Here is a 24943-nt window from a genome sequence, read left to right as displayed (position 1 = left end):
TATAGCGTGCTTTTTTGCTAGTTCTCAAGCGAGCGCAGATTTCAGCGCGACGACTTCGATCAAAGCGCCACGGTCAAACCAAGGCGCAACGTGCGCGGCGCGCCCGGGAACAGGTACACGTGGCTGAACTGGTAGGGCGATTCCTTCCAGTAGCGGCGATCGAAGAGGTTGTCGACTGCGAGCGTCCACGTCGTGTTCACGCCGCGCAGCCTGGTGTCGTAGCGCAGCACTGCATCCACGCGCGTCCACGATGGCAAGGTGACCGAGCCGTCGGGCAGCACGTTGCGCCGGCCCTCGTACGACAGTTGCCCTGCCACTTCGAGACCAGGCACCGAAGGCACGCGGTATGCGGCCTGCGCGCGAAGCACCTGCTTGGGCACGTTGGTTGGCGACTGGCCGTCGAGCGCAGGGTTCGCGGTGCTGTCGCGGCGTTTCGCGTCGATCAGCGTGACGCTGCCGCCGAGGCGCCACGGCCCCTGGTTCCATTGCGCGCCGGCTTCCAGCCCGCGATGCACCGCACGGCCGTCGTTGCGCACTTCGCAGAACTCGCCGCACTGGTCGAGGTTGGTCACGGGCCGCGAGATGTCGAAGTACGCCAGCTGCCAGTTGAAACCTTCGTTGCCACCCTTCAGGCCGAGTTCCCATTGCCTGGATCGCAGGGCAGGCAGCGCCTGGCCGGCGTTGCTGTACTGCAGGCTTCGGTTCGGCACGACCTGCGACTCCACACCCTGGCCCCAGCTCGCATACGCCAACAGCCCCGGCTGGATGGCATAGCTGGCCGCCAGCCACGGCGTGGTCACGCCCTGCCTGTAGCCTGTCGGGTCGGAGCCGTCGTTGCCGATGCTTCGGCGATCGAGCCTCGTGTGGCGCACGCCGACCCAGGTGCTGAAGCGCTCGTTCCAGCGGATCGCGTCCTGCACCGAGAGCTCGGTCGAACGCTCGTCGCGGTTGGTCTGCGGCGTGGTGGCATCCGGGTTGGCCGGCACGATGGCAGTGCCCCAGACGTTGCCCGTGCCCGCGTAGTTGTAGGCCTGGTTGTCGAAGCGGTTGCGCACGCGGCTTTGCAGCAGCCCGAAGCCCAGTTCGTGCTTCACGCTGCCCGTCATCACGTTGCCCTTGAGGTTGAGGCTGCCGGCCGTCTGCGTGCGGCGTTCGTTCTCGCTGCGGAAGTCGTACACGTCGAAGGTGCCGTCGGAGCAGTAGCGGTCGTAGTTGCCCTCCGCGCCGCAACCGAATGCATAGGCCAGGCGGTCGTCGGTCTTCAACCGTTGCTGGCCGATCTGCGCGGACCAGCGCCAGTCTGCGTTCAGCGCCTGGCTGAAGCGCACCGTGCCCGTGAGCGCCTTGAACACCGAAGGCTGCGACCACGGCTGGTTGTTGAGGTTGATGCGCGGGTCTACCGGCCGGGGCAGCAGGTTGCCCAGCAGGCTGTAGCCGTTCTGGCTCGGCTGCGTCTTGCGGCTTTGTTCCACTTCGAACTCGAGCACCGAGTCGCGCGTGATGCGCCAGTCGGCGGCCAGCGAGAACAGGTTGCGGTTGCCGTCGAGGTTGTGCGTGATCGGCTTGAGGTTCTCGCTCGCCACGTTGAGCCGGTAGCCGAACTCGCGGTTTGCGCCGAAGCGCCCGCCGAGGTCCAGCGCGCCGAGCACGCTGCCGCGGCTCGTGGTCTCGATGCGCACCGTGCGCAGGTCCTGCTCGGTCGGCCGCTTCACCACGTAGTTGACGAGCCCGCCGGGCGCGCTCGTGCCGGCCTGGATGCCGCTGGTGCCGCGCAGGATCTCCACGCGCTCCTTGTTGTCCAGCGGGATCGACGTCTCGGCGCTGATCGGCAGGCCTTCGCGGCGGTAGTTGAAGCGGTTGTCCAGCACGAAGCCGCGCACCGTCAGGTAGTCCCAGTAGCCGGCCGAGTTGTAGGCATCGGTCACCGAGGCGTCGAACTGCGTGAGGTCGGCGAGCCGGCGCGCGCCGCTGGCGCGCAGCTGCTGGCTGTCGATCACCGTGGCGGACAGCGGCAGTTCGCGCAACGGCACATCGCCGAAGCCGCTGATGTCGGCTTGCGGCGCGGCGGCCGCGTCGTTGACGGTCACTTCGCGCAATGCGCCTTGCTGCGCCTGCTGCGTCTGTTGCGCATTCGCGCTCCATGCCATGGCAAGAAGGGCGCCTGCGACGGCGAACGAGAGAGTGGATGGAGAGAGTTGCTTCATTCTGTTCAATTGCCGGCCGCTGCGGCCTGCATCGCGGCCATCCATTGCGCGGCCGTGAGTTCGGGGTCTTCGGCCGCGACCAGCGCACGCACGACGGCCACGGAGCCGACGCCGGTGGCCAGCACCTCGGGCAGCCGCACCGCGTCGATGCCACCGATGCCCACCTGCGGGTAGCCGCGCAGCAGGCGCGCATAGGCGCCGAGCCGGGCGACGCCCTGCGGTGCGGTCGCCATCTTCTTGAGCGTGGTCGGATACACCGCTCCCATCGCGATGTAGCTCGGACTCACCTTGTCCGCGCGCACCATCTCCGCATAGCCGTGCGTGCTGACGCCCAGGCGCACGCCCGACGCGCGCAGCTGCGCCAGCGATTCATCGGAGAGCGCATCGAGGTCTTCCTGGCCGAGGTGCACGCCGTAGGCGCCGGCCGCGATGGCGACCTGCCAGTGGTCGTTGATGAAGAGCAGCGCGCCGGTGCCTTGCACCGCATCCACGGCCGACTGCACCTCGCGTTCGATGGCCGCGGCATCGTCCGACTTGAAGCGCAGCTGCACCGTCGGCACGCCGGCGCGCGCCATGCGGCCGACCCATGCGGCATCGGGCAGCACGGCGTAAAGGCCGAGGCGCTCGGGGCAGGGCGGAAACGCGTAGTCGCGCGCGGTCGGCGGAAACGCACGCATGCCGAAGTCCTCCGGCGTGTCGGGCCAGAGCGTGGCGTCGAAGTGGCTCAGGCGCAGGGTCTGCGCGCGCCAGGCCAGGGCGAGGCATTCGGCATCGATCTCGATGAAGCCGAGCGCGGCGCAGGCGCGCTTGGCGCCCCGGTACACCGGATCGTCCGAGGAGAAGACCGGTGCGCTGACCGGCGCGGAGGTGAAGGCGCCGAAGCGCAGGCCGTGCGTCGCGACGATCGCCTGCACGACCTCGCGGGCCTCGAGTGCGCCGCTCATGGCGCGTGGTGCCAGAAAGGCGTGCCGAGCACGGGCGTGCTCGGCTGCGCCGCATCCTGGGCGGCCATGGCGCCTGCGCGGTGCGCGGTGCGCCCGGCCTGCACCGCATCGGCGAAGGCGCCAGCCATGGCGACCGGGTCCTGAGCCAGCGCCACGGCGGTGTTGAGCAGCACACCGTCGTAGCCCCACTCCATCACCTGGCAGGCATGCGATGGCAGCCCCAGGCCCGCATCGACCAGCATCGGCACCTCGAGCCGGTCGCGCAGCACCTGCAGCGCATACGGATTGACCGGGCCGCGGCCGGTGCCGATGGGCGCGGCCCAGGGCATCACCGCCTCGCAGCCGACGTCGACGAGCCGCTGGCACAGCACGAGGTCTTCGGTGCAATAGGGCAGCACCTTGAAGCCGTCGCGGATCAGCTGCGATGCGGCATCGACCAGGTTCAGCGTGTCGGGCTGCAGCGTGTAGTCGTCGCCGATCAGCTCGAGCTTGATCCACGGCGTGTCGAACAGCTCGCGCGCCATCTGCGCGGTGGCGATCGCTTCCTGCACGCTGTGGCAGCCGGCGGTGTTGGGCAGCACCGGCACGGCCAGCTTGCGCAGCAGCTCCCAGAAGCCGTTGCCGAGTTCGCTGTTGCCCGAGCCCTGGCTCGCGGTCTGGCGGCGCAGCGAAGCCGTGAGCATCGCGGGCCGTGCGCGCTTCACCGCGGCTTCGAGCACGTCGGGCGAGGGGTAGCGCGCGGTGCCCAGCAGCAGGCGGCTCTGGAAGGTCTCGCCGTAGAGCACCAGCGGGTCGTCGGTTGTCATGTTGCTTGTCTCCATCATTCAGCCGCCCGTCACGGGGCGGATCACTTCGATGCGGTCGCCGGATTGCAGCGCGCGTGCCGCGTAGGCCGAGCGCGGCACGAACTCGCGGTTCACCGCCACCGCGAACGGCGGCGTGGCATTCAGCGCTGCCAGTGCGTCGGTCAGCGCGGCGCCGTCTGGCAGCGCGAAGGGCTTGTCGTTGATCAGGATGTTCATCGTCATGTGTCGGGTGTCTCCATGCCGAAGGCCTGCGCGAGGTCGGAGCGCCCGCGCGTGAGCAGCGCCATCGCCACGTCGAGCATGGCGGGCGCGATCATGAAGCCGTGGCGGTACAGGCCGTTGACCTGCAGCACGCGCGGCTGCGGCCGTCGGATGGCAGGCAGGTTGTCGGGCAGCGTGGGGCGGCACTGCGTGGCGATTTCCACGATGCGCGCTTCCGCGAAGCCGCTGTGCACGGCGTAGGCCGCGCTCAGCAGCTCGAGGGTGGAGCGCACGCTGGCGGGCGACATGTCGTCCGACTCGATCTCGGTCGCGCCGATCACGAACAGGTTGCCAGGCTTGGGTGCGATATAGAGCGGGTAGCGCGGGTGCACCAGGCGGGTGGGGCGCGTCAGGTTCACGTCGGGCGCATGCACGCGGATCACCTCGCCGCGCACGCCGCGCAACGCATTCCACTGGGGCTTGGCGCCCAGGCCGCGGCAGTCGACGACCCAGTCGGGCTGGCCTGCGGTGCCGGGCGCGAAGTCCGAAGGGACGCGTGGCGAATGCCAGTGCAGTGTGACGCGGGCGTCGTTCTCGAGCGTGGCGCGCAGCGATGCCAGCAGTGCGCGGTTGTCGAGCTGGCCTTCGCCCGGCAGGAACAGTCCCTGCGCGAAGCGCTGGCCCAGCGAAGGCTCGAGGGCTGCGATCGCGCGTGCGTCGAGCGCCTGCATCGGTGCCAGTTCGGGGACCTGCGTGCCGGTGTTCGCAAGCACGCGCGCAAGCCGCGCGGCTTCGGCGGCGTCCTGCCGGTGCCACAGCACCAGCGTGCCTTCGCGCTGGAAGAACACCGGCTGCGACAGTGGTGCGAGCAGCTCGGGCCAGCGCGACAGCGCATGCTGGCCCATGCGCACGACCGGCGCGGGCGCAACCGCCGATTCGGCCAGTGGTGCAAGCATCGCAGCGGCCACGCGCGCGGCTGCACCTTCGGCTTCGGGGCTGCCGGCTTCGAAGAGATCGACCCTGCAACCCTGCTGCGCGAGCGTGACGGCAAGCAGCCGGCCCATGAGGCCCGCGCCCAGAATGGCGGCCGATTGAAAAGGCAGCGTCATGGCTTTGCTCCTCCTCCCTTGAGCGGGAGGTCGGATGCGCCGCGTGCCCTCACCCTTGCCCTCATGCGGAAGAGGAAGGAGCAAGACAGGGGAAACAGTCGCCGATAATTTTCGGCATGACCCCAGCTTCCACCCAGCGCTACGCACGCGTGCTTTCCATCGCCGGTTCCGACAGCGGCGGCGGTGCCGGCATCCAGGCCGACCTCAAGACCTTCGCGGCGCTCGGCTGCTATGGCATGACGGCCATCACTGCACTCACCGCACAGAACACGCTCGGCGTGTCGGGCATCCACGGCGTGCCGCCCGATTTCCTCAAGGCCCAGATCCAGGCCGTGGTGGAAGACATCGGGGTCGATGCCGTCAAACTCGGCATGCTGCATGCGCCCGAGGTCGTCGAGGTGGTGGCCTGGGCCATCGATCGCTACCAGCTGAAGAACGTGGTGCTCGACCCCGTGATGGTCGCCACCAGCGGCGACCGCCTCATCGCCGCCGAAACGGTGCAGGTGCTGGTGCGGGAGCTGTTCCCGCGCGCGCTGGTCGTGACGCCCAACCTCGACGAGGCGGCCTTGCTGATCGGCCGTCCCATCGGCGGCATCGAGGCGCTCGACGCCGCGGCCGACGGGTTGCTCGCGCTCGGTGCGAAAGGCGTTCTGCTCAAGGGCGGGCACCTGCCCGGCGACGAAGTGGTCGACGTGCTGCTGCAGGCCAACGGCGAAAGAACACGGCTGGCGTCGCGGCGCATTGCCAGCCGCAACCTGCACGGCACCGGCTGCACGCTGTCGTCGGCCATTGCCGCGCACCTGGCGCTGGGCGCGGCGCTGCCCGAGGCGGTCGAGCAGGCGCGTGCCTACGTCCTCGGCGCGATGGCGGCCGGCGCGGACGTGAAGGTCGGCGCGGGGCATGGTCCCCTCAACCACGGCTTCGCGCCAGTGCCGACGCACCGCCTGCCGTCGTAGCGGCGGGCCTGGGGCGGCTGAGCCACGCGAGCACGAAGGTCGCGGCCAGCGTCGGCAGCGCCGAGCCGAATTGCGGCGCCCATTTCGCGAGCGCGTGGTATGCCGCGATGCCGGCGATCCAGATGAGGGCCGCGCTCATGTCGACCTTGCGAGCGCCGGTGGCCTGCACTCCCCGGCCGCTGCCCAGCCGTCCGATGATCACGCCGTACAGCGGCACGAAGACCGAACTCAGCAGCAGCAGGAAGGGCTCCAGCGTGTGCATCGGCAGCACCAATGCGAGCACGATGCACAGCGCCGCCAGCAGCAGGCCCCAGCGTTTCACGCTCCAGCGCGGCAGCAGGCTGTGCGTGGACACCGAGCCCGAGTACACGTCGCCGTAGGCGTTGTCGAGCTCGTCGATCAGGATCAGCCCGAGCGCCACCAGCCCGCCCTGCGCCAGCAGCAGCGCCGTGACCAGGCCGGTGCCGGGTTCCGCCACGCTCACGACCATCACGCCCAGCGCATAACACCAGACGTTGGCCAGCGCGTAGCCGATCCAGGTGCCGCCGAAGGCGCTGCCGAGCCCACCCGCGCCGCGCTTGCCGTGGCGCGCGTAGTCCGCCACCAGCGGCAGCCAGGACACCGGCATGGCGATCACGAGGTCGAGCGCGCCGAACATGCCCATGCTGCCGTCGCCCGGACGCGCCCAGAAGGCGTCCAGCCCCTTGGCATGAAGTTGCGTGGCGAACTGCCAGCTCAGCCACAGCAGCGACAACACCACCAGCGGCAGTCCGAAGCGGCTCACGAAGCGCCTCACCAGCCTGACCATCGAGCCTGCGAGCAGCGCCATCAGCACCGCGCCCCACAGCAGCGTGGTCAGCACGCCGCCCCACGGGCTGCCCAGCGAAGGGCCGAACGCGGACTGTCCGATGGCCTGCGTGCCTTCGCGCATCACCACCAGCTCGAACGTGGTCCAGCCGACCAGCTGCACGATGTTGAGCAGCACCGGCAGCCGCGCGAAGGCGCTGCCGTAGGTGGCGTGCATCAGGCCGGCGCTGGCCAGCCCGCTTTCGCAGCCCAGGCGGGCCGTCCAGGCCAGCAGCCCGGCGCCGAGGCACGAGCCAAGCAGGATCGCCAGCGCCGCGTCGCGCGTACCGACGGCAGGCACCAGGTAGGCGCCGATCTGCATCACCAGCAGGCCCACGCCCAGGCTGAACCACAGCGAGGCATGGTCGTGCCAGCCGAACACGCGCTGCGATGCGTGCAGCGGTGTCAGCGCCTCGTTGGCGCCGGGGGCGGTGTCGTCGTTGTCGTGTGCCATCCGTTTGCTCCAGTGCAAAGGGTTTGGCAGGTGGGCGGGGCCCGGGCGGCGTGCCGTCACGCGATGAAACACGAGAGGGCGTGAGAGGCCACCGGACCAGCTTCCCTGCGCGAGGATTAACTCGGGCCTGCCAGGTGAGTGGCAAGCGCAATCAGGTTCAAAGGGACTTTCTCAGCCGGGCGGCAAGCCGCCCAGCACCCCTAGCGAATGCGCCGTGGCGGTCCACGGCGCAGGGCGGAGTTTATCCGGTGTCGGGAAGCCGCAACGCCGGGCGTGCCATTCGGGGGCGTGGGAGCAGAATCGTCCGGGGGGCGGACACGGAACACGAGGGCGCGCATCCATTCGCGCGGACACAGAGGAGCGGCACCGGCATGGCACACGATTTCGCAAGCATTCGCATGCGGCGTTTCCGCGTGGACGTCGGCACCATCATCTGCGCCGTCGCGCTGGTGCAGTCGCTGTTGCTGGTCGGGCTGGGCTACTGGGCGGTCGAGCGGCTGGTGTCCGAGGTGGGCACGGCCGCACACAAGATCAACCACGACCGCGTCGAGGACCACATGCATGCCTTCCTCGCCAAGGCCGGCGGGGTGGTCCGCGCGATCGGCGATTCGCCCAGCCTGCATGCGGCGGGCGAGGACGGGGAGCAGACGGCCGAGATGCTCTGGACGCTGCTCGAGCAGAACCCGGAGTTCGACAGCCTCAACGTGGCCACCGACGACGGCCACCTGGCCGCCGCGCTGCGCCTGCCTTCGCCGGCCATCCGCCACGTGCAGCGCGGCGCCGGGTTCAGCACCGAGACCTGGCAGTACAAGCGCTCGCCCGACGCGGAGGGCGGCGATGCGCGCCAGCGCTTCGCGACGAACAGCATCAGCGCCTTTCGCAGCGACTACGACCCGACGCACCGCAGCTGGTTCACCGACGCGGTGAAGGCGCAACGTCCGGTGTGGACCGCACCGTTCCTTTCGGCCGCCACGCAGGAGCTTGCGATCAGCCTGGCGGAACCTGCCGGCCGGCTCGACGACGAAGGCCGGACCCAGCACATGGTGGTGTCCGCCAACGTGTCGCTGGGGCACCTGTCGAAGCTGGTGCGCATCTTCGGCGAGCTGGGCCACGGCGAGAGCGCGGTGCTGAGCGCCGACCACCATGTGCTGGCGCGCAGCGACCATCCCGACCCGGTGCGCGAGCTGGGGTCGCCCGACAGCGGCGTGCTGGGCGCGGTGCACGCGCACATGCTGGCCGCCGGCACCGCGGGCGCGGCCGAGGACATGGCCTTCGCCGTGACCCACGAAGGCCGGCGCTACCTGGTGCAGACCTCGCACCTGCCCACCACGCGCTGGCAACTGGTCAGCTGGGAGCCCGAGGACCTGCTGCTCGGCGACCTCCAGCGCGCCGTGGCATGGGCGCTGCTGCTCACGTTCGCCTTTCTGGGCCTGGCCCTGTTGATCTCGCTGCGGCTGTCCAGGCTGGTGACGCAGCCCATCGAGAACCTGTCGCGCGTGGCGCGCCGCATCGGTCGGCTCGAACTCGACAACCTGCCGCTGGCGTCGAGCCGCGTGCTGGAAATCCAGCACCTCAACCAGGCACTGGACGAGTCTGCGCGAAGCCTGAAGGCGTTCAGCAAGTTCGTGCCGGTGGACGTCATCAAGCAGCTCGTGGCCGAAGGCCATGCCCTCGGGCCGAGCGGCTCGCCGCGCCGCATCACCGCGATGTTCACCGACGTGGAGGGCTTCACCTCGATCTCGGAATCGCTGCCGGCCGACGTGCTGGTGACGCAGCTCACCGAGTACTTCAACCTGGCTGCCCGCATCTTCGCGCGGCACGGCGGCGTGGTCGACAAGTTCATGGGCGACGGCATCATGGTGTTGTGGGGTGCGCCCTCGAACCTGGACGACGCCGAATACCGCGCCTGCATCGCCGCGCTGGAACTGCATGCCGAGATGAACGAGCTCAACGCCAGGTGGCGCGCCGAAGGCATGCGCGAATTCCGCACGCGCATCGGCATCCACACGGGCCTGGCGATCGCGGGCGTGCTGGGGTCGAGCGACCGGTTGTCGTACACCGCCGTGGGCGACGTGATCAACGTGGCAAGCCGCATCGAGGGCGCCAATAAGGACCTGGGCACGCGCACGCTGATCTCGCAGGCCACCTTCGAAGGGCTCGGCGGACGGCTTTCGACCCGGCGCATCGAGGAGCTTGCGGAACTGCGCGGCCGGCAGACGCGCATGGCGCTCCACGAGCTGCTAGAGGTCGAGCACCAGCCGGGCTGAACGCGCGCGCGAGCAGCAGGGCAGGAACTGGTCGTTGGCCGCCTGCTCGGCGGGCGTCAGGTAAAGGTCGTTGTGCTCGATGTCGCCTTCGAGCACGCGCGTGAGGCAGGTGCCGCACACGCCCTGTGCGCACGACACCGGAATGTCGATGCCTTCGGCCGCCAGCGCGTCCACGACGCTGAGCGACGCGGGCACGCGAACCACCCGTCCCGAACTGCGCAGCTGGACATCGAATCCGGCTTGCCCGCCGGCCGGCAGCGGGGCGCCGGAGAAGTATTCGAAATGCACGCTTGTGTCGGACCACTGCAGTGCACGCGCGGCGGCGCGCACCGCTTCCAGAAACCCCTGGGGGCCGCACACGTACAGGTGCTTGCCCGGCGCGGGCCCACCCAGTGCCGACACGAGATCGAGGCGCTGCGCCGGCGGGCCGTCGTCGTGGTGGAACACCACCTTGTCCGCGAAGGTGCCGTCTTCCAGCCGGCGCCGGTAGGGCGCGCGCGCGGCGGTGCGGCTGCAGCAGTGCAGCACGAAGTCCGCCCCGAGTGCGGCCAGCCGCTGCGCCATCGACAGCAGCGGCGTCACGCCGATGCCGCCGGCCAGCAGCACGCTGCGCGTGGCGCCTTCGTCGAGCGGGAAATGGTTGCGCGGCGGGCTGATGTCGAGCACCGCGCCTTCGTGCACCGCGTCGTGCATCGCCAGCGAGCCGCCGCGAGAGCCGGCGTCGCGAAGCACGCCGATCTCGTAGTGCGCGTCCTGCGCCGGCAGGTTGCACAGCGAATACTGACGCACCAGCCCGCCGGGCAGGGCCACGTCGATGTGCGCGCCGGGCGCGAAGGGCGGCAGCGGCGCGCCGTCGGCCGCGACCAGCCGGAAGCCGGCCACGCCTTCGGCCTCGACGGTCTTCTGCGCCACCCGCACGCGAAGCAGCGCGCTCATTCGCGCACGAGAAAGTTGCCTGCCTCGAACTGCACGGGCGGCGCCGCCGGATCGAAGCTCACGCCGGCCGGATCGCGGCCTTCGCGCACCGCATCGAGCTGGCGCTGCAGCAGCCGGCGCAGCATCACGATGCCGCGGTCCGACGAGGCCAGGTGCTCTTCCGAGTGCGCCGTGATCGCGCCCTGGCTCACCTGAGCCTCGTAGTCGCCCGGGAAGGCGCGGTGCTCGGCTTCGCTCAGTTCCTCCCACAGCTTGCCGTTCAGCCGCGAGCGCACGCGCGCCAGATCGCCTGGCGTCTTCACGCGGCCCACGGTGTAGATGCGAAAGCTGTGGTCGTCGATCGGCAGCACCCAGCCGATCGACTCCACCCGCCCGTAGGCGGCCACGCGCGGGTTCGGCACCACGCGCAGCGTCGGCAGCACCGGGCCGGCCACGCGGCGGAAGGTGCCGCCGTCTTCGAGCTTGCGGATCGAGGTGATCATCACGCCGGTTTCGGTGCTCTCGAAGGTCACGTCGGGCATCTGGCCCATGAGCGCCACGAACTGGGTCCCGCTGAAGCTGCCGTGCAATACCGGCACGTGGAACGGGTCGGCCACGTTCTCGTAGTGCTGGAGCCAGTTGCAGGGGATGACCTGCGGACCGCCGCCGCCGATGCTGTTGCCGTCGGCCTCCAGCGTCTCGCCCTCGTCCAGCGTCTCGAGGCAGTCGTATCTAGGCAGCACCGGTTTCTTCTCGGCCGGGCCGAGGTAGGCCCAGATCAGCCCGTACTGCTCCTGCACCGGATACCAGGGCTGGCGCACGCGGCCGCGGCTGCGCGCGCCGCCGTCGGGCTCGCAGGGCTGGTCGACGCAGTGGCCCTGCACGTCGAACATCCAGCCGTGGTAGCAGCAGCGGATGCCTTCTTCCTCGACGCGCCCGTAGTAGAGAGAGGCGCCGCGGTGCGCGCAGCGCCAGTGGACCAGGCCGGGGCGGCCGGTCTTGTCTCGGAACAGGATCAGGTCTTCGCCCAGCACGCGCACCTGGCGCGGCGTGTCGGTGGCATCGCCTGCCAGCCCGATCGGGTGCCAGTAGCGGCGCAGCAGTTCGCCCATGGGCGTGCCGGCGCCGACTTCGGTCAGCTCGGGCTTGTGGCTCGGCGGCTTGCGGCCATAGGCGGTGCCGGTGTCGAAGGCGATGGGTTGCCACTCGCCGGCGGTCGGTGCGGCGGTACCGGAAGGTGCGACGGCGCTCATTCGGGGGTGACTCCTGCGGCCTTGATGAGGTCCGCGACGCGTGGAAAGTCGGCCTTGTAGTTGGCCCGGAACTCGGCAGGCGTGCTGCCGAGGGGTTCGAATCCGAAGCCGGCCAGGCGCTCCTGGATGTCGGGCATCTTCGTGATCTCGCGCAGCGCGGTCGACCACTCGTCGAGCACGGGCTGAGGCGTCTTCGCGGGTGCGTACACGCCGATCCAGCTGTCGAGGTCGAAGCCGGGGAAGCCCTGCTCGGTGAAGGTCGGCACGTTGGGCATCGAGCGAACGCGCTGCCGCCCCGTGATGCCGAGCACCTTGATGCGGCCGGCTTGCGCGAGGCCGCGCGCGGTCGCGGGATTGGCCCAGGCCACGCCCAGCGCCTCACCGAACATGTCGTTGTGGGCGGCGGCCTCGGCCTTGTAGGGCACGTGGACCAGGTCGATGCCGTTCTGGCGCGCCAGCAGCTCGCCGAACAGGTGCGCGTTGGAGCCGTTGCCCCAGGTGCCGTACGACACGCCCGGATGGGCCTTGGCGTAGGCCACGAACTCGCGCACGTTCGAGAACGGCGCCGAGGCGCGTGCGATCAGCATCGGTCCGCCGGTGGCCAGCTGCGACAGCGGTTCGAAGTCCTTCACCGGGTCGTACGGCAGCTTCGGCTGCAGCACCACGTTGTTGATGTGCGTGAGCGGCAGCGTGAGCAGCACGGTGTAGCCGTCCGGTGCCGCCTTGGCGACGGCATCGGCAGCGATGGTGCCGCTGGCGCCGGGCCGGGCCTCGACGATCACCGGCTGGTTCCAGCGGGCCTTGAGCCTCTCGGCGTAGACGCGGGCGATGGTGTCCATCGGGCCTCCGCCCGAGCCGAACGGGACGATGCGCACCACGCGGTTGGGAAAGTGCGGCGCCTGCGCGAAGGCGGGGCCGGCCGCGAGCGCCGCGAAGCCTGCGCCAAGAATGCCGAGCGTGCGGCGGCGCGTGGCCGTCCCGCCCGGCGAGGGTCTGAACCGATTCATCGTGTCTCCAGTCGTGATGTACTTGTGCGCTCAACGATACGGACAGCCCGCCCCACGGGCAATTCGAAGCTTTGAATATGAGATATGGCCCAACGTGATATCCGCAGCCTCGACGTCGGCATGCTGCGGACCTTCGATGCGCTGATGCGCGAACGCAGCGTGTCGCGCGCGGCGACCCGGTTGTTCCTGAGCCAGCCCGCGGTGAGCGCGTCGCTCAACCGCCTGCGCGACACCTTCGACGACCCGCTGTTCACGCGCACCGCGCACGGCGTGGAACCCACGGCACGCGCGCAGGCGCTGGCCGGCCAGGTCGAGCGCGTGCTGGCCGACCTGTCGGCCATGCTGGAGCCGGGCGAAGGCTTCGACCCGGCGGCGTCGCAGCGCATCTTCCGCATCTCGGGCGGCGACTACGCAAGCCATCTGCTGCTGCCCACGCTGGCCAACGAACTGGTGGCTTGCGGCTCGCGCGTGCGCATCTACTGGGAGACCAGCTCGTTCCTCACGCTGACGGAGCGGCTGCGCAAGGGCGACTTCGACATCGCCGTGCTGCCGCGCCTGCAGCCGCCGAGCGACTGCGAATCGGCGCTGCTCTACGAAGACCGTTACGTGGTGGCGGTGCGGCGCGGGCATCCGGCGATGAGCGAAAGCGCCACGCTGGATGCGTTCTGTGCCTCACCGCACGTGTTCCTGGGCTACGGCAGCTCGGCGCTCGACGACCTCATCGACCAGGTGCTGGCGCGGCTGGGCCGCACGCGCAACATGAGCGTGGCCATGACGAGCTTCGGCCAGATCGTCGACCTGCTGGCGCAGACCGACCATGTCGCCGTGATGCCGCTGCGCGTGGCGGACCGCTTTCGCCATCTGCTCGCGGTGCATCCGCTGCCGTTCGAACTGCAGGGCTACCGATCGGTCGTGTGCTGGAACCGGCGCTCCAATTCGGACGCGGGCGTGCTGTGGCTGAAGGACGCGCTGCTGCGCATCGGGCGCGACGCAGGGGCTACTGCGACTTGAGCCTTCGTGCGAAGGCCTCGAGCCCGTCGATCGTGAGCTGCACATGCCGCTCGAAGCTGCTGTCGAGCGGCACCGCCGTGCCGTTGTCCCAGCGCAGGATGAACGCCTTGTTGGCCAGCAGCGGCAGGTTGCGCGTGAGCACCGGGTGGTCGAGCGGGCGGATGGTGTGCACGCGCTCGCGCAGCTCCTCGGCCCAGGCCTGCGTGTTGTCGGCGGGCAGGGGAGAAAACTCCATCGTCAGGAAGCCCAGCATCGCCGCGATGGTGCAGTTGTAAGCCTCCAGGAGCGGCTCGCCTTCGAAGCCGGCTTCTGTCAGCGCGGTCAGCACGCCCTCGACCAGCTCGATCGGCAGGCTGCCGTTGGACACCAGCTGGGCGCCCAGCAACTGGGCCACGTTGGGATGCTGGCGCACGGCAGCACGGCAGCGGCGGAACAGTTCGGCGATCCACGCCTGCCAGGCCAGCTTGCCCGGCGGCGGCGTGACCTGCGCCATGACCGTCGACGCCACCTCGGCCAGCAGGGCCTCGCGCGTGCTCACGTGCCAGTGCACCGCGGCCGGATAGACGCCCAGGCGCGCCGCGACCTCGCGCATGCTGAAGGCGCCCAGGCCGAACTCGTCGATCTGGGCGAGCGCCACCTCGGCAATGCGTTGCCTGGTCAGGGCCGCGCCACCGGCGGGGCGGCCGGCGGTTCGGGGCGGGGCTTCTTTCTTGGTAGGTGCGGGCATCGGCTGCGATTGTGCGGCAGTTGAATTGGCGCTATAAACAATATTAATTGAGCGTCGATCAATTAATTCGATGTTCACTGAACTACGCACAACCCAGCCGAGGACGTTTCCCATGACCGACCGCATCGACCAGGCCCTTGCCGACGCGCACCTGCGCTTCACCAACGCCAACCCGGCGAGCCGCCGCCAGTTCGACGAGCAGGCGCGCTACATGCCGGGTGCCAACAGCCGCTCGGTGCTGTTCTATGCGCCGTTCCCGCTCACCATCGCCCGGGGCGAGGGCGCCACGCTGTGGGACGCTGATGGCCACCGCTACGCCGACTTCATCGCCGAGTACACGGCGGGCGTCTACGGCCACTCGGCGCCGGAGATCCGCGAGGCCGTCATCGAAGCGATGCAGGGCGGCATCAACCTCACGGGGCACAACCTGCTCGAAGGGCGCCTGGCCCGGCTCATCTGCGAACGCTTTCCGCAGATCGAGCAACTGCGCTTCACCAATTCGGGCACCGAAGCCAACCTGATGGCGCTCACCGCGGCGCTGCACTTCACGGGTCGCCGCAAGATCGTGGTGTTCTCGGGCGGCTACCACGGCGGCGTGCTGGGCTTCGGCGCCAAGCCCTTGCCGACGACCGTGCCGTTCGACTTCCTGGTGCTGCCCTACAACGACGCGCAGGTGGCGCGTGAGCAGATCGAAAGGCACGGGCCCGACATCGCAGCCGTGCTGGCCGAGCCGATGCAGGGCGCGAGCGGCTGCATCCCCGGGCGGCTGGAGTTCCTGCAGGTGCTGCGCGAATCGGCCACGCGCGTGGGCGCGCTGCTGGTGTTCGACGAGGTGATGACTTCGCGCCTGGCGCCGCACGGTCTGGCCAACCAACTGGGCATCCGCCCGGACCTCACCACGCTGGGCAAGTACATCGGCGGCGGCATGTCCTTCGGTGCTTTCGGCGGGCGCGCCGACGTGATGGCGCAGTTCGATCCGCGCACCGGCTCGCTGTCGCATTCGGGCACCTTCAACAACAACGTGATGACGATGGCGGCCGGCCATGCGGGGCTCACGAAGCTGTTCCCGCCCGAGGCTGCCGGCGCACTGGCCGCGCGCGGAGAGGCCATGCGGGCGCGGCTCGGTGCGCTGTGCGCGAAAGAGGGGGTTGCGCTGCAGTTCACCGGAATCGGTTCGCTGATGAATGCGCATTTCCTGGCCGGCGAGGTGCTGCGGTCGGACGACCTGGCGGGTGTGGATGGGCGGCTGCGCCAGCTGCTGTTCTTCCACCTGCTGGCACAGGGCATCTACGCATCGCCGCGGGGGTTCGTCGTGCTGTCGCTGCCGGTGACGGATGCGGATATCGACCGCTTCGTCGCGGCCATCGGCAGCTTCATTGGCGAGTACGGGACGCTGCTGCCCCGTATCGACTGACAGGCTTCAGCGGGCGTCGGCAACGCCCAGCAGCTCGTGCAGCCGCGTGCTGGTGGTCGTGTATTGCAGGTGCACGGCCTTGCCCGGGAACACGATGGCCGTGGCGCCCCAGGCGGCCAGCGTGGCCTCGTGGAAGCCGCAGACGATGAGCTTCTTCTTGCCCGGGTAGGTGTTGATGTCGCCCACGGCGAACACGCCGCGTTCGCGGGTTTCGAATTTCTCGGTGTCCACCGGCACCTGCTTGCGTTCGAGCTCCAGGCCCCAGTCGGCGATGGGGCCGAGCCGCGGCGAGATGCCCAGGCAGGCGACCAGCGCGTCGAGCGGCAACTGCACCGTGGTGGCGTCGGGCGTGGTGATCTGCAGTTGCCGGCCGTCGAAGGCGCTGGGCTGGCCGACGCGGAAGGCCAGCTTGCCTTCGGCCACCAGCGCGCGCATGGCGGCCACCGTGGCTTCGGCGGCCTGGAAACCGTCGCGACGGTGCACCAGCGTGACCTGCCTGGCGATGACCGTGAGCGCGATAGCTGTTTCGAGCGCGATGTCGTCGCCGCCGTTGACCATCACCGCCTGACCGGCGAAGCGGTCCAGCGATTCGGGGTGATAGAACAGCGACGTGCCTTCGAAACGGCCGATGTCGTCCAGCGCGATGCGCTTGGGCACGAAGGCCCCGACACCGGCGGCGATGAACACCGTCTTCGCCAGGAAGGACTTGCCGCCCGAAGTGGTCAGCAGCAGCCGCTCGTCGGCCTGGCGCTCGAGCGTGGCGACCTGTTCGCCGAAGTGGAACTGCGGCTTGAACGGCGCCACCTGCTGCAGCAGCGACTGCGCCAGGTCGCGCCCGCTGGTCTTGGGCGTACCGGGGATGTCGTAGATCGGCTTGTCGCCATACAGCGCCACGCATTGACCGCCCGCGGCGGGCAGCGCGTCGACGATGTGGCAGGAAATCTCGAGCAGGCCCAGCTGGAAGGCCTGGAACAGCCCCACAGGGCCGGCACCGACGATCAGCGCATCGGTCTCAAAAGTGGGGGAAGGCATCTACGCGTCCAGTCCAGGGATACCGCGAAACCGGCTTTGCCGGGCCGCCGGTATCGCCCCCGGCGAGGGGGCGTGCGAGGCGACACGAAGTGCGCGAAGCATGGGGGAGAACCCCTTCAGCGCACCAGTTCCCCGATCTTGTCCGTCTTGTCCTTCCACTCTTCATGGTCGGGCAGGGCGGGCTTGCGCTTGGTGATGCTCTTCCAGCCGTCGGCCTGGGCCAGTTCGGCATTGATCTTGATGAAGGCGATCTGGTTGGCCGGCAGGTCTTCCTCGGCATAGATCGCATTGACCGGGCATTCGGGGATGCACACCGCGCAATCGATGCATTCGTCCGGATCGATCACCAGCATGTTGGGACCTTCGCGGAAGCAGTCGACGGGGCAAACGTCCACGCAGTCGGTGTATTTGCAACGGATGCAGGCTTCGGAGACGACGTGGGTCATTTGTCTTTTTACGTCAGAAGTGGTCGGGAAAAACCCTAGATTTTAGGCCTTTGCGGCCGAAGGTTGCACAAGTACCGCGGCGGAGGTCTTGTGGGAGGCCGTGTCGACCAGCACCAGCGAGCCCAGCGCCCGCGATTGCGCGAACGGCAGCACGGCCAGCGGTTGCTGCAGCGCGAGCACCACGTCGCCGATCGAATTGGCCTCGAGCTGCGTCGCCGGCTCGGAGCCGAGCGTGGTGATGTTCACCCGGTCGACGATGCGCGCGACCTTGGCCTTGACCCAGCGGTGGCCCTGCAGCGCCCAGTACACGCGGCCCGCGACCAGCGGCTCGTCGTCCAGCCAGGCCACTGTGGCGCTGATCTCGCGCACCGGCTCGAAGGCGCCGGGCGCCAGCAGCCAGTCGCCTCGCGACACGTCGACTTCGCGGTCGAGCACGATGCCGGCGCTATGGCCTGCATGCACCGCCTGCGGCTGGCGCGTGTGGTTCAGCACCTGGGCCACGGTGGCGGTCTGGTTGCCCGGCAGCACGGTCACGCGCTGGCCCGGCTCCACATGGCCCGACGCCACGCGGCCCCAGAACACGCGGCGGCCCTGCGAGGTGTCGGCCGAGGCGGAGAACTTCTCGACCCACTGCACCGGGAAGGCGAAGGGCACGGCCTCGTCCTGCGCGGTGACTGGCAGCTCCTCGAGCAGCTCCAGCAGGCTCGGGCCTTCGTAGCCGACCCAGTCGGCATGGCGCGTGGCCACGTTCCAGCCCTTGAGTGCGGAGATCGGCACGATGGCCGCGACCTTCACGCCCGCGGCTTCGGCAAAGGCGTTCAGTGCGGTCGAGATGCGTTCGAAGGCCAGGCCGGCGTCGCCGATGGCGTCGAGCTTGTTGACCGCGAACACGATCGACTGCACGCGCAGCAGGTGGCACAGCAGCGTATGGCGGCGCGTCTGCGGCAGCAGTTCGCGCCTGACCACGGTGCCGTCTTCCACCTCGGCGGCCCAGGCCAGCTTGGTCGCGTCGACCAGCACCACGGCCGCGTCGGCGGCCGAGGCGGCCGTGACCATGTTGCGGGTGTACTGCTCATGGCCCGGCGCGTCGCCGATGATGAACTTGCGCTTGGCGGTCGAGAAGTAGCGGTAGGCCACGTCGATCGTGATGCCCTGTTCGCGCTCGGCCGACAGCCCGTCCGTGAGCAGGGCCAGGTCGGTCTCGCCGCCGCGCTGCACGCCAGCGAGCTGGTCCTGCAGCACGGTCTTGCTGTCCACCAGAAGGCGGCCGATGAGCGTGCTCTTGCCGTCGTCGACCGAGCCGCAGGTGATGAAGCGCAGGGCGGTGCCGGTGTCGCCATGGACATCGGTGGGCGGGGCGTTGGATATGACAGCAGCGTTCATTGAGTGGTTCTCCGATTCATGGAACACGGCGAAACCGGCTTTGCCGGGCCGCAGGTGTTGGCCCCCCGAGGGGGCGGGCGCAGCGCCACGATGTGCGCAAAGCCCTGAGGTGGGTCAGAAGTACCCGTCTTTCTTGCGCTTCTCCATCGAAGCTTCCGACGTCATGTCGTCCATGCGTGTGGCGCCGCGCTCGCTGACGTCGACCGACAGCGTCTCGAGCACCACGTCGGCCGCATCGGCCGCCAGGCTTTCCACCGGGCAGGTCGTGGTGATGTCGCCCACGGTGCGAAAGCGCACGTCGCGCACCTGCACCGTCTCGCCGTCGCGCGGCGGGGTCAGCCCGGTCACTGGCACCAGCAGGCCGCGGCGCTCGACCACCTCGCGCTTGTGCGTGTAGTAGATCGAGGGCAGGCCGACTTCCTCGCGGGCGATGTACTGCCACACGTCGAGTTCGGTCCAGTTCGAGATCGGGAACACGCGGAAGTGCTCGCCCGGAGCCAGGCGCGTGTTGAACAGCGTCCACAGTTCGGGGCGCTGGTCCTTGGGCTGCCATTGGCCGAAGCTGTCGCGGTGCGAGAAGATGCGCTCCTTGGCGCGCGCCTTTTCCTCGTCGCGGCGCGCGCCGCCGATGAGCGCGTCGAAGCGGAATTCCTCGATGGCCTCGAGCAGCGTCACCGACTGGTGCGCGTTGCGCGACTCGCCCGGATGCGCCAGCCGCACCGTGCCGCGCTTCATCGAGTCTTCCACGCTGCGCACGATCAGCTCGGCGCCCAGTTCCCTGGCGCGCTGGTCGCGGTAGGCCGTGACTTCGGGGAAGTTGTGGCCCGTGTCGATCATCAGCAGCGGGTAGGGGATGCGGCCCACGCCGAAGGCCTTCTCCGCGCACTTCAGCAGCACCAGCGAGTCCTTGCCGCCCGAGAACAGCAGGGTGGGGCGCTCGAAGGCGGCCGCCACTTCGCGCAGGATGAAGATGGTTTCTTCTTCCAGTGCGTCGAGGTGCGTGTTGGAGAGGTGCGCCGGCGGCAGCAGCAGTTCGGTTTCGGTACGGGCGTTCATCGGGTGAGGTGCTGAAAGCGGGAATCTGTGGGCGTGGTGCGGGCCGTCGGCGCGCGGTTCAGTGCGAGAGGTGCAGGCCGCACTCGCGGTTGTCTTCGCCCTTGGTCGGGTCCACGTAGTCGAAGTTGTTCGGCAGGCCGTGCTTCTCGCAGTACTCGTAGAGGTCCTTGGACGACCAGTGAAGCAGCGGCGCGACCTTGATCAGCCCGTCGGGGTTGACGCTGACCGGGTCCATCTGCGCGCGCACGGCCGTGTCGGTGGCGCGCAGTGCGGTGAACCACACCTTGGGCGCGGTCTCGCGCAACGCGCGGGCGAAGGGCTCCAGCTTCACTTCTTCCGTGAAGGCGGCGTGGCGCGGGTCGTCGAGCGCGGGCGTCGGGCCTTCGACCGCTTCCCGGTGGGCACGCGAGCGGCGCGGAAGGTAGATGTGCAGGTCGAGGCCCAGCTGCTTCGTCACTTCGTCCGCGAAGCGGTAGGTGGCTTCGGTGTTGTAGCCGTTGTCCATCCAGACCACCGGCACGTCGCGACGCGCGCGCGTCACCATGTGCAGGATCACCGCCTCGAACGGCCTGAAGTTGGTCGTGACGATCGGCTTGTGGCCCAGGCCGATCGCCCAGTCCACCAAGCCCTCGGCGTTGCGGCCGAGCTCGGTGTTGATGCGTGCGAAATCGATGTCCTTGGCGGTGCTCATGTCGGTGGTTTCCATTCGCTCTCAGTTGCCGGCCACGAAGTGCGGCGCGGTCTGCACCGCGTCGCCCTGGTAGAAGGACGCGAAGCGGTCGAACTGGCGCTGTGCGTCGGAGGCGTCCACGCCTTCCTTCAGCACGGCGCTGGAGAAGCCGGTGCGCTCCATCTGCACCAGCTGGTCGATCAGCACGTCGCCCGTGGCACGGATGTCGCCCTTGAAGCCCAGACGGCGACGAAGCAGGAAGGCCTGGCTGTAGGCGCGGCCGTCGGTGAACTTCGGAAAGTTCAGGTCGATGCGCTCGATGTCCTCGAGGCAAACCTCGATGGCGAGCGGGTCGGCGTCGTTGGCCAGTTGCAGCACCTTCGGATCGCCGTCGTCGATGTGGTCTTCGGCCGCCAGGATGTTGAGCGTCCTGTTCATGCTGCCTCCTCCACCTTGAAACGCGCACCGTTGGCGGCGGCCTTGAACGGGTCCGGGCCCACGCGGCGCAGCGTGTCGATGAAGTTCTCGCCGTTCTCGCGGGTGTCGCGGTACGTGGTGAGCACGGCCTCGATCACACCCGGCACTTCGGCCGCGGAGAACGAGGGGCCGACCACCTTGCCGGCCTGCGGCGCGCCGCTGAGCGCGGAGCCGTCGGAGCCGCCGAGGGTGATCTGGTACCACTCCTTGCCGTCCTTGTCGACGCCCAGGATGCCGATGTGGCCGCTGTGGTGATGGCCGCACGAGTTGATGCAGCCGCTGATGTGCAGGTCGATCTCGCCGATGTCGTCGAGTTCGTCGAGATCCTGGTAGCGCTCGGTGATGGCCTCGGCGATCGGAATGGAACGCGCATTGGCCAGCGCGCAGAAGTCGCCGCCGGGGCAGGCGATCATGTCGGTCAGCAGGTGCACGTTGGCGCTTGCGAAGCCGGCAGCGCGCGCGGCGAGCCACAGCGCGTGCAGGTCTTCGGCGTGCACCCAGGGCAGCACCACGTTCTGGTCGTGCGTCACGCGGGCTTCGCCGGCGGAGAAGCGGTCGGCCAGCTGGGCGAGCGTGTCGAGCTGGTCGGCCGATGCGTCGCCGGGCGCCTGCTTGAGGCGCTTGAACGACAGCGTGACGGCACGCAGCGCAGGGTTCTTGTGCGGTGCCACGTTGCGCGCGAGCCAGCGGGCGAACTGCACGTCGTCGGCCGCGTGGGCACGCAGCTCTGCGTCGGTCTTCTCGGCGCTCTGCAGCACGCGCGTGGCCAGCGTCGGCGGCACGAAGGAGGCGGCCACGCGGTCGAATTCTTCCTGCGTGATGGTGTGCGGCGCGCCGTCGTGCTCGATGATCTGCTTGTACTCGGCGTCCACATCGTCGATGTAGCGCTGGCCTTCGGCCTTCACCAGGATCTTGATGCGCGCCTTGTAGATGTTGTCGCGGCGTCCATAGCGGTTGTAGACACGGATCACCGCCTCGAGGTAATTCATGATCTGCTGCCAGGGCAGGAACTCGCGCAGCACGGTGCCGACGATGGGCGTGCGGCCCATGCCGCCGCCCACCTGCACGCGGAAACCGATCTCGCCGGCTTCGTTCTTCACGAGATGGAGGCCCACGTCGTGCCAGCCGGTGGCGGCGCGGTCTTCGGTCGCGCCGGTGATGGCGATCTTGAACTTGCGCGGCAGGAACGCGAACTCGGGGTGCAGCGTGCTCCACTGGCGCATGATTTCCGCGTACGGGCGCGGGTCGGCGATCTCGTCGATCGCGATGCCGGCACGCTCGTCGCTCGTGATGTTGCGGATGCAGTTGCCGCTGGTCTGGATGCCGTGCATGTCGACCGAAGCCAGCAGGTCCATCACGTCGGCCGACTTCGACAGCGGAATCCAGTTGTACTGGACGTTCTGGCGCGTCGAGAAGTGGGCGTAGTGCGTGGGCAGCTTGTGGCTGCCGAGCTGGCCCTGGGTCTCGATGGCCTTCTTGTAGACCGCGGCTTCCGGCTCGTCGTATTCGCGCGCGATGCGGGCCAGCACGCGCAGCTGGCGGCTGGAGAGCTCGCCGTACGGCACGGCGACACGCAGCATCGGGGCGTAGCGCTGGACGTACCAGCCGTTCTGCAGCCGCAGCGGACGGAACTCGTCCTCGTGGAGGCGGCCCTTCTGCCAGCGCTCGAGCTGGTCGCGGAATTGGGCTGCCCGTTGGTGAACGAACTGTCGGTCGAATTCTGTGTATTGGTACATCGTGCGTGTGTCTTGAAGTGCAGTGCGTCCATCGCCCCAGCAAGAAGCCAGGATTCTGGAAGCGCGCCTTATGGAAACAAACTATTTTTTGGTTCGCGCCTTATGCGGATAAGCTAATTCACCAGCATCCATGCGGGTTGCGGGACGGTTGATTGCTTATTCCGGATAAGGCGGGCGGGCCGGAAACGGGTCACCGGACCCGGAATTCTAGGAAGTGAAGAAAAGCCGGGCTGGCGTGCGGCAGTTGCCTAAAGTTTTCATCGGACCTGCCGATAACCAGCCTAGGAGAGCGGCCCCGACGGCCGCTTTTTTTCAGATTCGACGGTGCCGGCCGTGCGCGGGCGGCGCCGCTTTCACATTTCCTGGAGTCCCGACCATGTTCTTGAGCAATGTCTCAATCGGCAAGCGCCTTGCCATCGTGCTGGGCGCCATCCTGGCGCTTTTCCTGGCCACCAGCGTCGCTGCGGTGCTGAAGCTGCAGCAGCTGAGCGCAGAGATCGACGCAATGATCCAGGACAACGTGAAGACCGAGCGCGCCGGCTCCGACTGGCTGCGCCACACCACCTCGGGCGTGCAGCGCGCCGCTGCCATTGCCAAGAGCAGCGACGCCAGCCTGATCGACTACTTCGCGCCGGCCACGGCCAAGTCCATCAAGGACACCAACGAGCTGCAGAAATTCATCGAGGGCAAGCTCGTCAAGCCCGAGGAGAAGGCGCTGCTCGAGAAGGTCGCCGGCCTGCGCAAGAGCTACCTGGCCTCGCGCGAGGAGGTCAGCAAGCTCAAGCTGGCGGGTGACCTGGCCGGTGCCAACCGCGCCTTCGACGCCCAGTTCCAGCCGACCTCGGTGGCCTACCTCGCCGGCGTGCAGCAGGTGGTGGACACGCAGCGCGAGCAGCTCGACGCCGCTGCCGGCCGCGCCAACGACCTGCAGTCGCAGACCCGCATGCTGCTGATCGTGTGCTCGGCCGTGAGCCTTGTGGCCGGTGCGCTGCTGGCCTGGCTGCTGGCACGCAGCATCACCGCGCCGCTACGCAGCGCCGAGGGCATCGCCCGGTCGATCGCCGACATGGACCTGACCGGCGTGCCCCAGCGCAGCTACGCCAAGGACGAGACCGGCCTGCTGCTGCACGCGCTCGACCAGATGCGCGCCGCCCTGCAGGGCTCGCTGACGCAGGTGCATGGCGTGGTGATGAACGTGTCGACCGCCAGCACGCAGATCGCGTCCGGCAACCAGGACCTGTCGTCGCGCACCGAGCAGCAGGCCAGCTCGCTGGAAGAAACCGCGGCGTCCATCGAGGAGCTGACTTCCACCGTGAAGCAGAACGCCGACAACGCACGCCAGGCCAACCAGCTGGCCACCTCCGCCTCGGAAGTGGCGGTGCGCGGCGGCAGCGTGGTGTTCCAGGTGGTCGAGACCATGGGCTCGATCAATGCGTCGTCCAAGAAGATCGTCGACATCATCAGCGTGATCGACGGCATCGCTTTCCAGACCAACATCCTCGCGCTCAACGCGGCGGTGGAAGCGGCTCGCGCCGGCGACCAGGGCCGCGGCTTCGCGGTGGTGGCGTCGGAAGTGCGCAGCCTGGCTCAACGCTCGGCCGCCGCCGCCAAGGAAATCAAGACCCTCATCGGCGATTCGGTCGAGAAGGTGGAAGAGGGCAGCCGCCAGGTGGCCGATGCGGGCCGCACCATGGACGAGATCGTGGGCAGCGTGAAGCGCGTGACCGACATCATGGGCGAGATCAGCGCCGCGAGCCAGGAGCAGACCTCGGGCATCGAGCAGATCAACCAGGCCATCACGCAGATGGACCAGGTGACGCAGCAGAACGCCGCGCTGGTCGAAGAAGCCTCGGCCGCTGCTCAGTCGTTGCAGGAACAGGCCGGCAGCCTGTCGCACATCGTGAGCCAGTTCAAGCTGGCGCAGGCGCACAACGCCGGCTCGGGCCGCGCCTCCTATGCGCTCCCGTCGTCGGAATCGCCGCGCGGCATCGCCATGGGCGACGTCGCGTTCCAGTAAACAAGAAAGAAC

22 protein-coding genes are annotated in these 24943 nt (G+C 68.8%); 5 read left to right on the top strand and 17 right to left on the bottom strand.

What is annotated here, in order from left to right:
• Positions 1 to 59: 59 nt before the first annotated feature.
• Genes AACL56_RS16870 through AACL56_RS16850 form a run of 5 tightly spaced genes read right to left on the bottom strand, consistent with a single transcriptional unit; the run spans position 60 to position 5264 of the window.
• Positions 60 to 2204, bottom strand: a complete 2145-nt coding sequence (locus tag AACL56_RS16870) for a TonB-dependent siderophore receptor (protein WP_425337023.1) — start codon at positions 2202 to 2204, stop codon at positions 60 to 62.
• Between the two features lie 5 nt (positions 2205 to 2209).
• Entirely contained in the window at positions 2210 to 3148 is a 939-nt protein-coding gene (locus tag AACL56_RS16865) for a thiamine phosphate synthase (protein WP_339090960.1), read from the bottom strand.
• Positions 3145 to 3954, bottom strand: coding sequence for a thiazole synthase (locus tag AACL56_RS16860; protein WP_339090959.1), 810 nt, complete (start codon positions 3952 to 3954; stop codon positions 3145 to 3147). Before AACL56_RS16860 ends, AACL56_RS16865 begins: the two co-directional genes overlap by 4 nt.
• An 18-nt stretch (positions 3955 to 3972) precedes the next feature.
• Positions 3973 to 4176 (bottom strand): sulfur carrier protein ThiS, encoded by a 204-nt coding sequence (gene thiS, locus AACL56_RS16855; RefSeq protein ID WP_339090958.1) that lies wholly within the window; start codon positions 4174 to 4176, stop codon positions 3973 to 3975.
• Positions 4173 to 5264: an FAD-dependent oxidoreductase gene (locus AACL56_RS16850; protein ID WP_339090957.1), complete on the bottom strand. Its 1092-nt coding sequence runs from the start codon at positions 5262 to 5264 to the stop codon at positions 4173 to 4175. Before AACL56_RS16850 ends, thiS begins: the two co-directional genes overlap by 4 nt.
• 116 nt (positions 5265 to 5380) lie before the next feature.
• Between AACL56_RS16850 and thiD the strand changes: the two genes are divergently transcribed.
• Entirely contained in the window at positions 5381 to 6220 is an 840-nt protein-coding gene (gene thiD / locus AACL56_RS16845) for a bifunctional hydroxymethylpyrimidine kinase/phosphomethylpyrimidine kinase (protein ID WP_339090956.1), read from the top strand.
• Here thiD and AACL56_RS16840 read toward each other — a convergent pair.
• Positions 6174 to 7520, bottom strand: coding sequence for a purine-cytosine permease family protein (locus AACL56_RS16840; protein WP_339090955.1), 1347 nt, complete (start codon positions 7518 to 7520; stop codon positions 6174 to 6176). The genes thiD and AACL56_RS16840 overlap by 47 nt on opposite strands.
• Before the next feature lie 371 nt (positions 7521 to 7891).
• On the opposite strand from AACL56_RS16840, the gene AACL56_RS16835 reads away from it, so the two are divergent.
• Positions 7892 to 9787 (top strand): adenylate/guanylate cyclase domain-containing protein, encoded by a 1896-nt coding sequence (locus AACL56_RS16835; protein ID WP_339090953.1) that lies wholly within the window; start codon positions 7892 to 7894, stop codon positions 9785 to 9787.
• Here AACL56_RS16835 and AACL56_RS16830 read toward each other — a convergent pair.
• From AACL56_RS16830 to AACL56_RS16820, 3 genes are read right to left on the bottom strand one after another with little or no spacing between them, the layout of a single operon-like run.
• The gene (locus tag AACL56_RS16830) at positions 9761 to 10723 is read right to left on the bottom strand and encodes a PDR/VanB family oxidoreductase (protein WP_339090952.1); all 963 of its coding nucleotides are present in this window, start codon (positions 10721 to 10723) and stop codon (positions 9761 to 9763) included. The two genes, AACL56_RS16835 and AACL56_RS16830, sit on opposite strands and share 27 nt — an antisense overlap.
• Entirely contained in the window at positions 10720 to 11955 is a 1236-nt protein-coding gene (locus AACL56_RS16825) for an aromatic ring-hydroxylating dioxygenase subunit alpha (protein WP_339090951.1), read from the bottom strand. The genes AACL56_RS16830 and AACL56_RS16825 overlap by 4 nt, the downstream gene beginning before the upstream one ends.
• Positions 11952 to 12962: a Bug family tripartite tricarboxylate transporter substrate binding protein gene (locus AACL56_RS16820; RefSeq protein ID WP_339090950.1), complete on the bottom strand. Its 1011-nt coding sequence runs from the start codon at positions 12960 to 12962 to the stop codon at positions 11952 to 11954. The genes AACL56_RS16825 and AACL56_RS16820 overlap by 4 nt, the downstream gene beginning before the upstream one ends.
• Before the next feature lie 84 nt (positions 12963 to 13046).
• Here AACL56_RS16820 and AACL56_RS16815 point away from each other — a divergent pair, with 84 nt between their 5' ends.
• Entirely contained in the window at positions 13047 to 13973 is a 927-nt protein-coding gene (locus AACL56_RS16815) for a LysR family transcriptional regulator (protein WP_339090949.1), read from the top strand.
• On the opposite strand, the gene AACL56_RS16810 is transcribed toward AACL56_RS16815, so the two are convergent.
• Positions 13960 to 14700, bottom strand: a complete 741-nt coding sequence (locus AACL56_RS16810) for a TetR/AcrR family transcriptional regulator (protein WP_339090948.1) — start codon at positions 14698 to 14700, stop codon at positions 13960 to 13962. The two genes, AACL56_RS16815 and AACL56_RS16810, sit on opposite strands and share 14 nt — an antisense overlap.
• Positions 14701 to 14812: 112 nt before the next feature.
• On the opposite strand from AACL56_RS16810, the gene AACL56_RS16805 reads away from it, so the two are divergent.
• Positions 14813 to 16114, top strand: a complete 1302-nt coding sequence (locus tag AACL56_RS16805; protein ID WP_339090947.1) for an aspartate aminotransferase family protein — start codon at positions 14813 to 14815, stop codon at positions 16112 to 16114.
• Between the two features lie 6 nt (positions 16115 to 16120).
• Here AACL56_RS16805 and AACL56_RS16800 read toward each other — a convergent pair whose 3' ends face one another.
• From AACL56_RS16800 to AACL56_RS16770, 7 genes are all read right to left on the bottom strand, one after another.
• Positions 16121 to 17146 (bottom strand): NAD(P)/FAD-dependent oxidoreductase, encoded by a 1026-nt coding sequence (locus tag AACL56_RS16800; RefSeq protein ID WP_339090946.1) that lies wholly within the window; start codon positions 17144 to 17146, stop codon positions 16121 to 16123.
• Between the two features lie 116 nt (positions 17147 to 17262).
• Entirely contained in the window at positions 17263 to 17592 is a 330-nt protein-coding gene (gene fdxA, locus AACL56_RS16795; RefSeq protein ID WP_339090945.1) for a ferredoxin FdxA, read from the bottom strand.
• A gap of 42 nt (positions 17593 to 17634) precedes the next feature.
• Entirely contained in the window at positions 17635 to 18975 is a 1341-nt protein-coding gene (locus AACL56_RS16790) for a sulfate adenylyltransferase subunit 1 (protein ID WP_339090944.1), read from the bottom strand.
• Between the two features lie 114 nt (positions 18976 to 19089).
• The gene (gene cysD, locus AACL56_RS16785; protein ID WP_339090943.1) at positions 19090 to 20031 is read right to left on the bottom strand and encodes a sulfate adenylyltransferase subunit CysD; all 942 of its coding nucleotides are present in this window, start codon (positions 20029 to 20031) and stop codon (positions 19090 to 19092) included.
• A 58-nt stretch (positions 20032 to 20089) separates the two neighbouring features.
• Positions 20090 to 20722 (bottom strand): phosphoadenosine phosphosulfate reductase family protein, encoded by a 633-nt coding sequence (locus tag AACL56_RS16780; RefSeq protein ID WP_339092889.1) that lies wholly within the window; start codon positions 20720 to 20722, stop codon positions 20090 to 20092.
• Between the two features lie 21 nt (positions 20723 to 20743).
• Positions 20744 to 21139, bottom strand: coding sequence for a DUF934 domain-containing protein (locus AACL56_RS16775; protein ID WP_339090942.1), 396 nt, complete (start codon positions 21137 to 21139; stop codon positions 20744 to 20746).
• Positions 21136 to 22914 (bottom strand): nitrite/sulfite reductase, encoded by a 1779-nt coding sequence (locus AACL56_RS16770; RefSeq protein WP_339090941.1) that lies wholly within the window; start codon positions 22912 to 22914, stop codon positions 21136 to 21138. The genes AACL56_RS16775 and AACL56_RS16770 overlap by 4 nt, the downstream gene beginning before the upstream one ends.
• A gap of 376 nt (positions 22915 to 23290) precedes the next feature.
• On the opposite strand from AACL56_RS16770, the gene AACL56_RS16765 reads away from it, so the two are divergent.
• Entirely contained in the window at positions 23291 to 24931 is a 1641-nt protein-coding gene (locus AACL56_RS16765; protein WP_339090940.1) for a methyl-accepting chemotaxis protein, read from the top strand.
• The last annotated feature ends 12 nt before the right edge of the window (positions 24932 to 24943 follow it).

Origin of the sequence: Variovorax paradoxus (assembly GCF_902712855.1) — a bacterium.
GTDB lineage: Bacteria > Pseudomonadota > Gammaproteobacteria > Burkholderiales > Burkholderiaceae_C > Variovorax > Variovorax paradoxus_Q.
Note: the sequence above shows the minus strand (reverse complement) of the source record. Positions and strands in the feature narration are given on the sequence as shown.

Coding starts and splice junctions, on each gene's coding strand:
- AACL56_RS16870 (WP_425337023.1), bottom strand. CDS start 2,204: ATGAAGCAACTCTCTCCATCCACTCTCTCGTTCGCCGTCGCAGGCGCC.
- AACL56_RS16865 (WP_339090960.1), bottom strand. CDS start 3,148: ATGAGCGGCGCACTCGAGGCCCGCGAGGTCGTGCAGGCGATCGTCGCG.
- AACL56_RS16860 (WP_339090959.1), bottom strand. CDS start 3,954: ATGACAACCGACGACCCGCTGGTGCTCTACGGCGAGACCTTCCAGAGC.
- thiS (WP_339090958.1), bottom strand. CDS start 4,176: ATGACGATGAACATCCTGATCAACGACAAGCCCTTCGCGCTGCCAGAC.
- AACL56_RS16850 (WP_339090957.1), bottom strand. CDS start 5,264: ATGACGCTGCCTTTTCAATCGGCCGCCATTCTGGGCGCGGGCCTCATG.
- thiD (WP_339090956.1), top strand. CDS start 5,381: ATGACCCCAGCTTCCACCCAGCGCTACGCACGCGTGCTTTCCATCGCC.
- AACL56_RS16840 (WP_339090955.1), bottom strand. CDS start 7,520: ATGGCACACGACAACGACGACACCGCCCCCGGCGCCAACGAGGCGCTG.
- AACL56_RS16835 (WP_339090953.1), top strand. CDS start 7,892: ATGGCACACGATTTCGCAAGCATTCGCATGCGGCGTTTCCGCGTGGAC.
- AACL56_RS16830 (WP_339090952.1), bottom strand. CDS start 10,723: ATGAGCGCGCTGCTTCGCGTGCGGGTGGCGCAGAAGACCGTCGAGGCC.
- AACL56_RS16825 (WP_339090951.1), bottom strand. CDS start 11,955: ATGAGCGCCGTCGCACCTTCCGGTACCGCCGCACCGACCGCCGGCGAG.
- AACL56_RS16820 (WP_339090950.1), bottom strand. CDS start 12,962: ATGAATCGGTTCAGACCCTCGCCGGGCGGGACGGCCACGCGCCGCCGC.
- AACL56_RS16815 (WP_339090949.1), top strand. CDS start 13,047: ATGGCCCAACGTGATATCCGCAGCCTCGACGTCGGCATGCTGCGGACC.
- AACL56_RS16810 (WP_339090948.1), bottom strand. CDS start 14,700: ATGCCCGCACCTACCAAGAAAGAAGCCCCGCCCCGAACCGCCGGCCGC.
- AACL56_RS16805 (WP_339090947.1), top strand. CDS start 14,813: ATGACCGACCGCATCGACCAGGCCCTTGCCGACGCGCACCTGCGCTTC.
- AACL56_RS16800 (WP_339090946.1), bottom strand. CDS start 17,146: ATGCCTTCCCCCACTTTTGAGACCGATGCGCTGATCGTCGGTGCCGGC.
- fdxA (WP_339090945.1), bottom strand. CDS start 17,592: ATGACCCACGTCGTCTCCGAAGCCTGCATCCGTTGCAAATACACCGAC.
- AACL56_RS16790 (WP_339090944.1), bottom strand. CDS start 18,975: ATGAACGCTGCTGTCATATCCAACGCCCCGCCCACCGATGTCCATGGC.
- cysD (WP_339090943.1), bottom strand. CDS start 20,031: ATGAACGCCCGTACCGAAACCGAACTGCTGCTGCCGCCGGCGCACCTC.
- AACL56_RS16780 (WP_339092889.1), bottom strand. CDS start 20,722: ATGAGCACCGCCAAGGACATCGATTTCGCACGCATCAACACCGAGCTC.
- AACL56_RS16775 (WP_339090942.1), bottom strand. CDS start 21,139: ATGAACAGGACGCTCAACATCCTGGCGGCCGAAGACCACATCGACGAC.
- AACL56_RS16770 (WP_339090941.1), bottom strand. CDS start 22,914: ATGTACCAATACACAGAATTCGACCGACAGTTCGTTCACCAACGGGCA.
- AACL56_RS16765 (WP_339090940.1), top strand. CDS start 23,291: ATGTTCTTGAGCAATGTCTCAATCGGCAAGCGCCTTGCCATCGTGCTG.